Raw genomic sequence first — 12129 nt, forward strand, 5'->3', positions numbered from 1 at the left:
ATATCGGAGACGTCATGGTTTCGCTGTACGGATTTCTCGACAAGGCCATCAAGACGGGCCGGCTGACGATGACCGACGCCAAGGGCGCGGTGCACGTGTTCGGCGGCAGGGAGCCCGGTCCCGAAGCCGCCATCCGCTTCACCAGCAAGGCAGCCGAGTGGAAGATCCTTCTCAATCCGGAGCTCCACGCCGCGGAAGCCTACATGGATGGCCAACTGGTCATGGACAACGGCAGCATCCATGACCTGATCAATGTGTTTTACGCCAACAAACGGCAATTCGATCGCAGCCCGGGCCAGATCTTCTGGAGCGGGCTGTCGCGCAAGGCCCGGCGGTTCCAGCAAAACAACGTGCTGTCACGCGCCCGCGCCAATGTGAAGGCACATTACGATATCGGCGAGGATCTCTACCGGCTGTTTCTTGACCGGGACATGCAGTATTCCTGCGCCTATTTCCCGGATGGCACCGAAACCATCGAGGAAGCGCAGACGCTGAAGAAGCGCCACCTTGCGGCCAAGCTGTGCCTCAAGGACGGCCAGCGGCTGCTCGATATCGGCTGCGGCTGGGGCGGTCTGGGGCTCTATCTCGCCCATGTCGCCGACATCGAGGTGCTCGGCGTCACGCTGTCGGAGCGGCAACTGGCGGTCGCCCGCCGGCGGGCGGTGATCCTCGGGGTCAGCGACCGGGTGCGCTTCGAGCTGATCGATTACCGCGAGGTCAAGGAGACCTTCGACCGGGTGGTCTCGGTCGGCATGCTCGAACATGTCGGCGCACCCTATCTGCCGTCCTATTTCCTCAATGTGCGCGACCGGCTCGGACCTGGCGGGCTGGCGCTGATCCATTCGATCTCCAGCAAATCGCCGCCGGGCGTGACCGGGCCATTTATCCGCAAGTACATCTTCCCCGGCGGCTACGCGCCGTCACTGTCCGAGACAGTCGCGGCCATCGAGCCGACCGGGCTGTGGCTGCTCGATTGCGAAATCTGGCGCTGCCATTACGGCTACACGCTGGCGCAGTGGCGCGAGCGGTTTCTGGCCAACCGGGACAAGGCCGTAGAGATCATGGACGAGCGCTTCTGCAGGATGTGGGAACTTTATCTGTCGATCGCCGAATGCGTGTTCCTGCAGGGCTCGAGCAACGTGTTCCAGCTGCAGCTTGGCCGCGAACGCGACGTGGCGCCGATCACGCGTACCTACATCGAAGCCGAAGAGGCGCGGATTGCCGATCGCGAGACCGGGTTTCTCGAGCGCGTGGTAGCGAGCGCGCACCAGGCGTTGGGTGAATAGCGAAGACATTCACGCAACGCAGGCCATCCCGGTTTGTGAAGGACTAACTTGAGTCGTCCATACGGTGTATCTTCAATCGCCGCTCAAGCAGGCGCAAGGCTTCTTCGGGGCAGGAACAAAATGCATCCTGGGTCTTGTCCCGGGTGTCACCCTCGCAATAGCCACTGATCGCGTCTTGGGGGGTCAGTTCGCCCGAGAGCACGCGTCTCTCCAATTCCGATACATCCGATTGCGCGAGCACAGGCATGCTGGTCACACAGGCGGCCAGACCGACCAGTGCCCAGCCCAGTTTCATTCGGGTGTGGCCATGATCGCCCGCATGGCCTTGTTGGCCATATAGCTCAAGCCGCTTCGGCTGGCCTTGTTGAAATGGACGATGCTGGTAAAAACGTTTCGGTTGTAGGGCGTTACATTGTTTTGCAGATCCACCTCTATGACAAGCCGCGCGCCCGGAACCGCGCCGGCCTGCATGACGTGAAGCAGACCCATCTTGGGATGCGGGCAGATTTCATAGGGCGTGCCATCAGCAGTCACTATGTCGAAATGGGTATGACCTCCCTTGACATGGTCCGACGCATAGCCGCGGGTTTTCTGCAAATGCGCGGCCCGTTCCAGCACATTCGCCACGTCAAACTGCTCAGCATTGGCAGATGAGCACAGCAACACCATGAACTGTGCAGCGCTGCAGGTCAGCTTCCATGCCATGATCAATCACCGTCGCACGAGTAGGATCAACTTCCAATTGTGAAGTATGCCACATCACAGCTTCAACGCAACCGTGCATACGCAAGCTCTAATGCAGATCACATGCCCTCGGCCTCCCGGAGACGTGCGCGACCTGCTTCAAAGGGCCCAGCGCAAGTGATCCGAGCATCGAAAAACCCGGGCCGCAACCGGCCCGGGCTTTCCATCCCTCACAAGAACCGGGGCGAGCCGTCACGCAAGTTCCGGCGTGATGTTGAGCGTACCTGACGTGGCGTGCGAATAGGGGCAGACCTTGTGGCCGCCGGCGATCAGGTCCTCGGCCACATCCTTGTCGATGCCCGGCAGATCGACCTTGATCTTGACGTCGAGGCCGAAGCCCGGGTCCTCGCGCGGGCCGATGCCGACCGTGACGGTCACCGTGGCATCATCGGGCACCTTCACCTTCTTCTGGCCGGCATAGAACTTCAGCGCACCGAGAAAGCAGGCGGCGTAACCGGTGGCGAACAGCTGTTCCGGGTTCACCCCACCGCCGGGGCCGCCCATTTCGGTGGGAACGGCAAGGCTGACATCAAGCGCGCCGTCGTGGGTCTTGGAGCGCCCATCGCGGCCGCCGGTTGCGGTGGCCGAGGTGCTGTAGACGACTTTCGTTACCATGATCAATTTTCCTTGTTTACGATTTAATCGTGCACGATATATATGACGGAGATCCGCTTGTTGCAAGTGATTGCGCTTCACGATTTGGCGAAATAGGTTCCCACAGACAGGAGAGCGCCAAGATGACCGATGGTAAATTGCCCAATGGCTTCAGGCTAAGGCCCGAGTCGATGCTGTGTTTCGACATCTACGCCACCCACCACGCCGTCGGGCAGGTCTACCAGCCGCTCTTGTCGAAGCTGGGGCTCACCTACCCGCAATACCTGGTCATGATCGTGCTGTGGGAGCAGGACGGTCAGACGGTGGGTCAGCTCGGCGACCGCCTTGATCTCGCCTCCTCCACCCTCACCCCGCTGATCAAGCGGCTCGAGAGCCAGGGGCTGGTTACGCGCAAGCGCGACGCGGCGGATGAGCGCAAGGTCCGGGTTCACCTCAGCCAGGACGGCATTGCGCTGGAACAGGAGGCAAGCCACGTTCCCCGCTGCGTCGCCGAAGCCTTCGGGCTGTCGATGGAGCAATTCGCCCAGATGCATGCCCTTCTCGGGCAGATGCGGCGATCGCTCAAGGCGCGTGCCGACAGCGAGGCCGCCTGAGCAAGCCGGAAACGGGTGTCGGTGACTGAAAGCCGACCATAAACAGAGCGTCCCAACAATGGAGACGCGAAAATGAGACTGCAAGACAAGACAATCATTATCACTGGAGCCAGCAGCGGAATTGGCGCGGCGGCAGCAGACCTCTTTGCCGCGGAAGGTGCCAATCTTGTGCTTGGCGCGCGCCGGGAAACCGAACTGGCGTCGATCGCCGGCAAGATCGGCGAAACCGGACGCAAGGCGAAATGGCTGGCCGGAAACATCGCTGACGGCGGTTATCACAAGGCGCTCGTTGACCTGGCGATCTCCGAATTCGGCGGACTCGATGGCGCGTTCAACAATGCGGGCACGACCGGCGAGATGGGTCCGGTACCGGACATGAAGACGGAGACCTGGGAGATGGTCATTGCCACCAATCTGACCGGCGGTTTTCATGCCGCGCGCTATCAGATTCCAGCGATGAAACTGCGCGGTGGCGGCTCGATCGTTTTCACGTCCTCCTTCGTCGGCCACACCATCGGGCTTCCCGGCATGGGTGCGTATGCGGCCTCGAAGGCCGGTCTGATCGGCCTTGTCCAGGTTCTCGCCGCCGAGCATGGGCCAGACGGAATCCGTGCCAACGCCTTGCTGCCCGGGGGCACCATGACCGCGATGGCGGGAGATGATCCCTCGTTTCACGAATGGGTGAAGGGGCTTCATGCGCTCAAGCGGATGGCCGAACCGGAAGAAATCGCCCGCGCGGCGCTTTTTCTCGTGTCAGACGACGCATCGTTCGTCACCGGCAGTGCTCTGGTCGCAGACGGTGGCAATTCGATCAACAAGACCTGAGCGCATCCGGAGACTCAAGCGCGTGCAGGCCACGTCCGCCCCGGCACTGCATTAAAACCATCGTGCCCATGGCCGCTAAACGGTCATGGGTTGCCTTTCAATCGGGGGAACTGCCATTCATCATGGCACGGTAGGACCGGGGCTCGATCCGCGATGCATCAAGCCCCAGTTTCCGGGCGAATGTCTCGACACGGGTAGCCCATAGCGGCAGGCTATCCGCATCATCGGTCATAACGGCAACTTCCGCGAAAGATCCCAGGCCATCAAGGTGATCAAGCGTCACGTGAAAATCCCCGGCGAAATAGATATCGCGGTTCTTTGCCAGTCGTCCGGTTTCGACATAGCCAAGCGCCGAGAGCATCTCGAGCGCCTTGTCAGAACCATCGAGATCCATGGCCACGCAGCGATCGGCTCCGGGGCCCTTGCAGATCCAGAGGACACGACCCGAAGGCTGCATCAGGCGCAGCACCTGCTGCTGATCGTTTGACGCCAGCCGGCCGTCGGACAGATCCAGGAAGATATCGGTTTCGACGTTGCCAAGGGTGAAGGGGACAGCGCCCATCGACAGGATTTTCGACCGGACCGGTTCGAGCAGGTCGACGCGGTACTTGCGTTCGACCTCATAGCGCCCTTTGAAATGGTCGCCCGGATCGCAGAGCATGCCCCTGATCTGCAATGCCGCAGTCGATGATGTCGGCGCCGCCATGTTCCAGCCTTTCCCGATCGATACCGGCACGAAGTGAACGCGGGGCCGTCATGGACGACGGCACAGGAGCCGGTTCAGCAAGCATTTGCGCCCCGCGCGTTGCCGATACTCACGGACGGCATTCTGCACCTGGCGCTCGGTTTTTCCAGAGCCTTCAGGTCGCGATGAAGAGGATTCTTGTACCCCAGGGATCGAGCGTCTCAAGCGTCTTGCCGGATTCCCGGATATCGGAGCCATGAGCTCTCAACCGCTCGCGCAAGCCGTCCATCAGCGCGGGCTCGATGGAAAAGGCGGCATCTTCGAGCCCCGACATGTTCTGCGGACGCTTGCCCGCATTGCGGCTGTGCCAGATATTGGCGCCAACGTGATGATGATAGCGACCGTTGGAGAAGAAGGCGGCGCTTTCATTGGGTATCAGCGCGGTCAGATCCAGGCCGGTGGCCTTGACATAGAAATCCTGCGCCAGCCGCGTGTCGCCGACGCGCATATGGATATGCCCGATGCGAAAGCCGCTGGGCGCACGATAGGGCAAGGCCGACTCATCGGGCAGACCTGCAACCAGATTGTCGAGATCGAGTTGCTGGCTACCCATGACGATCCGGTTGTCGACCCATTGCCAGCCCTCACGCGGGCGGTCGGCATAGACCTCAATGCCGTTGCCTTCCGGATCGTTGAGATAGAGCGCTTCGGAGACGCGATGGTCGGAAAAACCGGTGAACGGGATGCCATTCATGTAAGCCATGATCAGCCAGCGCCCCAGATCCTCGCGGGTCGGCATGAGAAAAGCGGTGTGATAGAGACCGGCTGTCGCCGGATCGTCGACCTCGTCACCCGGGTGGCGGATGAGCGTGACAAGCGTCCTTCCATCCTTGCCCAGGGCCGTTAGTCCAGGCTCGGTGCTCAGAACATCAAGACCGATGACCGCATTGTAGAAATAGGTCATCTTCTCGAGATCGCGCACCCGCAGCGACACCGAATGGATATGGATCGGCGTGGTGACCGCATAGGAGGGTGCAACCGGCGCGGCCTTTGCCATTGCCGAGTTGGCCATGACCGGCGCGGCGGCCAGGAAATTCAGGGCTGCGCGGCGGGTCATGTCAAATGATGAGGGCATGGTCGGAACTCGACTTTGTTGCGTTGATCTCACCCCAATATCGCAATGGGGCACCGGACATTAAAGCCCACGGTTCAGCGTAACTTCGTTCACAAATGCCGAACAACGGCTTTGCAACGGAACCGTCAGGCCTTCCTGATCCACACCCGCGTGTCGTGGAAGGCGGCGCCGCCATAGGGAGCGCAGGAATCGGCGCCGGTGAGCGTGTTGATGCCCTCGCCGTTCTCAAATGCCGAATTCGGCCACAAGCCTTCATGGATGACAACGCCGCGGCGCTGTCCGGCGTCGAGCTTCGCGTGCATCGAGACTTCGCCGCGGGTGTTGCCGAGTCGGACCCGGTCGCCGTCTGCGATCCCCAATGCCTCGGCATCTTCTGGATGGATCATCAGGTCCGGACGCTTCTCCTTCGCCTTTGACGATGACGTCTCGGCGAAGGTGGAATTGAGGAAGGAGCGCGACGGCGATGTCGCCAGCCGGAAGGGATGATCCGCGTCGGCGCTTTCGATGAGCTCGACGTGATCGGGAAACTCCGGCAATTGCTCCACCGGCCCTTGCGGTCCCATGCGTTTGGGCGGCTTGTTGGCGGCAGGCGTTCCGGTCCAGTCGGGCCGGAAACGGTACTTGCCATCCTTGTGGGCAAAGCCGGTGAGAAAGTGCGCGGTCTCGAAATCGGACTGCACATCGGCCCATTTGTCGGCCTTGAAGCTGTCGAAATCACCCAGGCCCCGCTTGCCCAGCATGATGTCGATATGCTGGCGCTCGCTGAGACCAAAGCCTTCGCGGTCAGCGACGCCAAGACGCTTGCCAAGTTCCTCGATCACATGGTGATTGGGTTTGGGACCTTCCGGCGGATCGACCAGCTTGGGCCCCAGCACGATGTGCTGGTGGCCACCGCCGCGGTAGATGTCGTCATGCTCGAGAAACATGGTGGCCGGCAGCACCACATCAGCGAGTTGCGCGGTGTCGGTCATGAACTGCTCGTGGACGGCAAGGAACAGATCCTCGCGTTTCAGCCCCTCGATCACCTTGCGCTGCTCGGGCGCGACATTGGCGGGATTGGTGTTCTGGACCAGCATGGCGGTGACCGGCGGGCCGCCATTCAGCGCTTCCGCATCGCCGGTCAGCACCCGGCCGATCTTGGACTGGTCGAGCCAGCGCAGCCCGGGATCAAAATGCTTGCGGCCTTCGAGCAGCGACTTGTCGAGACGAAAGATGTCCGAGTTGGAGTGAAACGCGCCGCCGCCCTCATACTGGTAGCTGCCGGTGCAGACCGCGAGCGATAGCGCCGCGTGCATGTTGACCGCGCCGTTGCGCTGGCGGGTAAAACCGTAGCCGAGACGGAAGAAGGTTCGTTTCGTCGTGCCGACCAGCCGCGCAAATGCCTCGATCTCGGCCACCGGCACGCCGCAGATGGCTTCCGCCCATTCCGGCGTCCGGTCCTGCAAATGTGATTCAAGACCTGCCGGGTCGTCGCTGAATTTGCTGAGATAATCCCGGTCGGCGAGCCCTTCGCGGAACAGCACATGCATCACCGCGCAGGCAAAGGCGCCGTCGGTTCCGGGCTTGAGCAGCACCTTGATGTCGGCCTGCTTCATCGTCGGGGTGTCGTAGATGTCGATGACCACGATCTTGGCGCCGCGCTCCTTGCGGGCGCGGATGGCGTGGGTCATGACGTTGACCTGAGTGGAGACCGCGTTGGTGCCCCAGATAACCACACAGTCGGATTTGGCCATCTCGCGCGGATCGGAACCACGCATGGCGCCCGCTCCCATGGCAAAGCCGGTCCAGGCCATGTTGGTGCAAAAACTGTCGAACTGGTTGGAATAGCGCTTGGCGTGCCGGAGCCGGTGGATACCGTCGCGCTGCACCAGCCCCATGGTGCCGGCGTAATAATTGAGCCAGACGGTCTCGGAACCATGGGCTGCCTCAGCCCGGTCGAAACTCTCGGCGATCAGGTCGAGCGCCGCCCCGAAGCTCGCCTCCTTCCATATCCCCTCGCCTTTCGCGCCCGCGCGGACCAGCGGCTTGAGCAGCCGCTCGGGGTGGTGGATGCGCTCGGCATAGCGCGCCACCTTGGCGCAGATCACGCCCGCGGTGTAGCTGTTGTCCGCGTCGCCGCGCACCCGGCCGATGCGGTTGCGCGAGAGCAGTTCCACTTCCAGCGCACAGGTCGACGGGCAATCATGCGGACAGGCCGAATGGCCGATGGCGGTGACCGCAGCGGAATCGAGTGCGGCGGAATCAATGGGGGTCGCGTCGTTCATGCTTTCTCTATAAGAGAATTCGCACCGCCGCGCCACGCCGCGCAAGCGTTGATCAGATCAAATCAGGGACGCATCACGCCAGACGATGAATTATCGCCACAGCTATCACGCGGGCAATTTCGCCGATGTGCTCAAGCACGCGGTGCTGGCCCAGATCATCACCTATCTCAAGCGCAAGGACCAGGCGTTCCGCGTCATCGACACCCATGCGGGCATCGGGCTTTACGATCTGTCCTCGGTCGAGGCGCAGAAGACGGGTGAATGGCGTGAGGGAGTCGGACGGGTGACCGGTGCCGAGCTGTCGCCTGAGCTAAAGGCCTTCCTGGCGCCCTGGCTCGAGGCGGTCGAGGCGCTCAACCCGGAGGGCGGCCTGCTTCACTATCCCGGATCGCCGAAACTCACCCGGCAGCTCATGCGCAAGCAGGACCGGCTGACGGCGATCGAACTGCACCCCGAAGATGCCGCGCAGCTCAGACAGGTGTTTGAGGGCGACTACCAGGTGCGGGTCATCGAGCTTGACGGCTGGCTGTCGCTCGGTGCGCATCTGCCGCCCAAGGAGAAGCGCGGAATGGTGTTGATCGACCCGCCGTTCGAGGAAGCCGGCGAATACGACCGGATGATCGACGGGCTGGCGCGGGCGACCCGGCGGTTTCCCGGCGGCACCTACATGCTCTGGCACCCGATCAAGGCCGACAGTCCGCTCGGCGCCTTCGACAACAAGCTGATCGCGCTCGGCCGTCCGCGAACGCTGACCGTGCGGATGCTCGCGCGCGCCAACCAGACCGCGCCGGGGCTCAACGGAACCGGGCTGGTGATCATCAACCCGCCCTACACGCTGGAAGCCGAACTGCGGCAGGTCCTGCCGGAACTCGCCCGGCTGCTGGCGCAAGGCCCGGGCGCCGGATCGGAAGTGCGGATGCTTGTTGGCGAGAACTGACGCCCTTCCGGCTTGCCCAAGACCAGTGGCACGCCTTATACCGTGACTCGCATCCTGTTTGGAGGACCGGTCATGACCATGAAAAGCCTGATTATCGCAATCGCTGCAACGCTTGGTGTCTCGCTTTCAAGTTTTGCAAGCCCTGCCCTGGCCTTCAGTGGCGGGAACTTCCCGGCCTGCGATGCGCCGCAGGTGCTCAGCTACATCCAGAACCGGTTCGTCTGGACCGATCGCCACGTGCTCAAGCGGGGGCTGGCGATCGACCACATCGAGCGCGTGCACACCAACCATAGCCGCGCCGGGCACCAGTACTGGTCGATTCCCCGGCTTTACTGTCACGGCACCGCGCGGATGAATGACGGTCACAAACGCCAGATCTGGTGGCTGATCGAAGGCGGCATGGGCTTTGCCGGGCTCGGCGACAATCTCGAGTTCTGCATTTCCGGGCTCGATCCGCTCAAGGTTCACGGCGCCTGGTGCAGGTCGGTTCGCTGACCGCGTCATGACGACCGGCCATCGGCTCAGGATCCTGCTGGCCCTGCCGGTGCTGGCGCTTGCCGCCGCGTGCTCAGATCAGGGCGCGCCGCCGGCTCAGGCAGGAACAGGCACGGCCGCGTCCGGCATGACCGGCGTGCCGCTCGGATCCGGGTTCGATTTCTATGTGCTGGCCCTGTCCTGGTCTCCCGCCTATTGCCTCATCGAAGGCGACCGCGCCAACAGGCAGCAATGCGACGAGGACCGGGACCTGGGCTTCGTCGTGCACGGTCTGTGGCCACAATTTGAAACCGGCTATCCTGAATTCTGCCCCTCCCGCGAGCCCGACCGCGTGCCTGCAAGCTTGGGCCGCGCCTATCTCGACATCGTACCAACGATGGGGCTGATCGGGCATCAGTGGCGCAAGCACGGATCTTGCTCGGGACTTTCGCAAGCCGACTACCTGAAAGCGTTGAGGGCGGCGCGGGCGCGGGTGACCATACCGGCGGCGTTTGCGCCCGAGAAGCTTCCGGCCGAGATCGACGCGCTTGAGGCAGAGGACGCCTTCATCGCAGCCAATCCCGGCATGAAGCGCGACACGATCGCTGTCAGTTGCGAGCGCGGCTACCTGCGCGAAATCCGCATCTGCATGACCCCGTCGCTCGACTACCGCGCCTGCGGCGAGGTTGACCGCGCCGGCTGCAAGATCGACAACCTCACTGTTCCCGAGCCGGGCTGAGCGCAGCAGGCCAACTCACGAGAAAAAGAGAAAGAACACCATGAAAATCCTCTATTCGCCTGCCTCTCCCTATTCGGCCAAGGTCCGCATGGCGGCAAAGTTCGCCGGTCTCGACGCGCAAGCGGTGCTGACCGACACCAACGCGGCACCGGCCGAACTGGTCGACAACAATCCGCTCGGCAAGATCCCCACCCTGATCACCGACGAGGGACAGGCGATCTACGACAGCCGCGCCATCATGCAGTTCATCGACCGGGCCGGCGGCAAGCGGATCTTTCCGCGCAACGCCGCCAAGCGGACTGAAGCCGAGGTGATGGAAGCCCTGTGCGACGGAATCTGTGACTGCCTGCTTGCCGTCATCTATGAGCGGCGCTTCCGGCCGGAGGAAATGGTGTATCAGGGATGGATCGACAAGCAGTGGACCAAGGCGACCCGGGGGCTCGATCACCTCGAGGCAAACCTGCCGCGGATTACCAAGGCGCCGAACGGCGGGCACTTCGCCGCTGCCGCGATGATCGGCTATCTGACGCTGCGGTTTCCCGGGCAATGGGAGCGCGGCCGGCCGAAGCTCAAGCGCTGGTATGCCAAGTTCGGTGCGAGCTTTCCCGAACTCGCGGACATGCTGCCGAAAGCGTGACCGAGCGACCGGACAAGGAGGTCGGGATTGCCCACATGTTTGCCGCCGCCCGCTATTCGCTGGGCGGCGTCAGGCGGCTGTGGGGCGAGACCGCCTTCCGGCATGAGGTCCTGGCCTTCGTGCTGATCTCGGTCGTGTTCCTGCTCTCCGGCGCACCGCTGTGGGCCTATATCGGATCCACCCTGCTCTTCCTGCTCACGGTCTCGATCGAAGCCTTGAACACGGCGGTGGAGGAAATCACCGATCACGCCTCTCCGAACTATTCCGAAATGGCCAAACACGCCAAGGATCTGGGCTCGTTTGCGGTGTTCTGCCTGCTTCTGGCCAACGGCATATGGGCGGCATATGTTCTGGCAACGCTCTGGCTGCCATTCATCGCCTGAGCGCGCCGATCGTGCGCAGGCATGAAATCCTGACCGTTGCCGGCCGGCTGAAATACTCGCCGCGGATGCTGGCAATTTCCGATCCACGCATTACCTGAGACCGAACCCACCGATCAAACCCTGGAAAACTGGACCTGTCATGACGGATCAAACCCAACCGCTGCGGATCGATTTCATTTCGGACGTCGTTTGCCCGTGGTGCGTCGTCGGCTACCGGCAACTCGAGCAGGCTCTCAAGAGCACGGCCACCGACTACGAGATCCACTGGCATCCGTTCGAACTCAATCCGGACATGCCGGCGGAAGGGCAGAACCTGCGCGAACACCTTGCAGAGAAGTACGGAGCCACTCCAGAACAATCGCAGGAAAACCGCGCCCGGCTGACCGATCTCGGCGCCACCCTCGGCTTCAAGTTCGCCTTTACTGACGACATGCGCATGGTTAACACCTTCGATGCGCACCGGCTGATCCACTGGGCGGAAACCCAGGGCCTGGGCCACACTCTCAAGCAGGGGCTTTTTGCGGCCTATTTCAGCGAGCAGCGGGATGTGTCCGACGCCGCGGTTCTCATCGACGTGGCCGAGAATGCAGGGCTCGACGCCACCGAGGCCAAGGCCGTGCTCGACGGGCAGCGCTATGCGGCGGAGGTGCGCCAGCAGGAAAACGTCTGGATCCAGAACAACATCCGCGGCGTGCCGGCGATCATTTTCGACAACAAGCACCTGGTCACCGGGGCGCAAGGCGTCGAGAACTACACGCGCATTCTCACCCAGCTTGCACAGATGCGCGCCGCCTGAAGCTGGACGCCCGAAG

15 protein-coding genes are annotated in these 12129 nt (G+C 62.4%); 9 read left to right on the forward strand and 6 right to left on the reverse strand.

The window, feature by feature from the left end:
* Positions 1–14 precede the first annotated feature (14 nt).
* Positions 15–1286 (forward strand): SAM-dependent methyltransferase, encoded by a 1272-nt coding sequence (locus tag O4H62_RS03510; RefSeq protein ID WP_269385728.1) that lies wholly within the window; start codon positions 15–17, stop codon positions 1284–1286.
* Positions 1287–1329: 43 nt separating this feature from the next.
* On the opposite strand, the gene O4H62_RS03515 is transcribed toward O4H62_RS03510, so the two are convergent.
* The 3 genes from O4H62_RS03515 to O4H62_RS03525 all read right to left on the reverse strand — a co-directional run bounded on the left by O4H62_RS03515 (position 1330) and on the right by O4H62_RS03525 (position 2645).
* A complete protein-coding gene (locus O4H62_RS03515) occupies positions 1330–1581 on the reverse strand; it encodes a hypothetical protein (protein WP_269385729.1) in 252 nt (83 codons plus the stop codon).
* On the reverse strand, positions 1578–1991 hold the full coding sequence (locus tag O4H62_RS03520) for a hypothetical protein (protein ID WP_269385730.1): 414 nt from the start codon (positions 1989–1991) through the stop codon (positions 1578–1580). The genes O4H62_RS03515 and O4H62_RS03520 overlap by 4 nt, the downstream gene beginning before the upstream one ends.
* 231 nt (positions 1992–2222) lie before the next feature.
* Entirely contained in the window at positions 2223–2645 is a 423-nt protein-coding gene (locus O4H62_RS03525) for an organic hydroperoxide resistance protein (protein ID WP_269385731.1), read from the reverse strand.
* A gap of 122 nt (positions 2646–2767) precedes the next feature.
* On the opposite strand from O4H62_RS03525, the gene O4H62_RS03530 reads away from it, so the two are divergent.
* The gene (locus O4H62_RS03530; RefSeq protein ID WP_269385732.1) at positions 2768–3238 is read left to right on the forward strand and encodes a MarR family winged helix-turn-helix transcriptional regulator; all 471 of its coding nucleotides are present in this window, start codon (positions 2768–2770) and stop codon (positions 3236–3238) included.
* A 72-nt stretch (positions 3239–3310) separates the two neighbouring features.
* Positions 3311–4063, forward strand: coding sequence for an SDR family oxidoreductase (locus O4H62_RS03535; protein WP_269385733.1), 753 nt, complete (start codon positions 3311–3313; stop codon positions 4061–4063).
* A 97-nt stretch (positions 4064–4160) separates the two neighbouring features.
* On the opposite strand, the gene O4H62_RS03540 is transcribed toward O4H62_RS03535, so the two are convergent.
* From O4H62_RS03540 to O4H62_RS03550, 3 genes are all read right to left on the reverse strand, one after another.
* Positions 4161–4769: a class IV adenylate cyclase gene (locus O4H62_RS03540; protein ID WP_269385734.1), complete on the reverse strand. Its 609-nt coding sequence runs from the start codon at positions 4767–4769 to the stop codon at positions 4161–4163.
* 154 nt (positions 4770–4923) lie between these two features.
* On the reverse strand, positions 4924–5883 hold the full coding sequence (locus tag O4H62_RS03545; RefSeq protein WP_269385735.1) for a VOC family protein: 960 nt from the start codon (positions 5881–5883) through the stop codon (positions 4924–4926).
* A 125-nt stretch (positions 5884–6008) separates the two neighbouring features.
* Positions 6009–8147: a molybdopterin-containing oxidoreductase family protein gene (locus O4H62_RS03550; protein WP_269385736.1), complete on the reverse strand. Its 2139-nt coding sequence runs from the start codon at positions 8145–8147 to the stop codon at positions 6009–6011.
* Between the two features lie 85 nt (positions 8148–8232).
* Here O4H62_RS03550 and O4H62_RS03555 point away from each other — a divergent pair, with 85 nt between their 5' ends.
* The 6 genes from O4H62_RS03555 to O4H62_RS03580 all read left to right on the forward strand — a co-directional run bounded on the left by O4H62_RS03555 (position 8233) and on the right by O4H62_RS03580 (position 12113).
* Positions 8233–9084 (forward strand): 23S rRNA (adenine(2030)-N(6))-methyltransferase RlmJ, encoded by an 852-nt coding sequence (locus O4H62_RS03555; RefSeq protein WP_269385737.1) that lies wholly within the window; start codon positions 8233–8235, stop codon positions 9082–9084.
* A gap of 72 nt (positions 9085–9156) precedes the next feature.
* Positions 9157–9579 (forward strand): hypothetical protein, encoded by a 423-nt coding sequence (locus O4H62_RS03560; protein ID WP_269385738.1) that lies wholly within the window; start codon positions 9157–9159, stop codon positions 9577–9579.
* A gap of 7 nt (positions 9580–9586) precedes the next feature.
* Positions 9587–10297, forward strand: coding sequence for a ribonuclease T2 family protein (locus tag O4H62_RS03565; RefSeq protein ID WP_269385739.1), 711 nt, complete (start codon positions 9587–9589; stop codon positions 10295–10297).
* Positions 10298–10337: 40 nt separating this feature from the next.
* Complete coding sequence (locus O4H62_RS03570) at positions 10338–10934, forward strand: glutathione S-transferase (RefSeq protein WP_269385740.1); 597 nt, start codon at positions 10338–10340, stop codon at positions 10932–10934.
* Positions 10931–11317: a diacylglycerol kinase gene (locus O4H62_RS03575; protein WP_430538365.1), complete on the forward strand. Its 387-nt coding sequence runs from the start codon at positions 10931–10933 to the stop codon at positions 11315–11317. Before O4H62_RS03570 ends, O4H62_RS03575 begins: the two co-directional genes overlap by 4 nt.
* A 139-nt stretch (positions 11318–11456) precedes the next feature.
* Complete coding sequence (locus O4H62_RS03580; RefSeq protein ID WP_269385741.1) at positions 11457–12113, forward strand: DsbA family oxidoreductase; 657 nt, start codon at positions 11457–11459, stop codon at positions 12111–12113.
* The last annotated feature ends 16 nt before the right edge of the window (positions 12114–12129 follow it).

It is taken from the genome of Parahoeflea alexandrii (assembly GCF_027214025.1).
In the GTDB taxonomy this organism is placed as follows: Bacteria; Pseudomonadota; Alphaproteobacteria; order Rhizobiales; family Rhizobiaceae; genus Hoeflea; species Hoeflea alexandrii_A.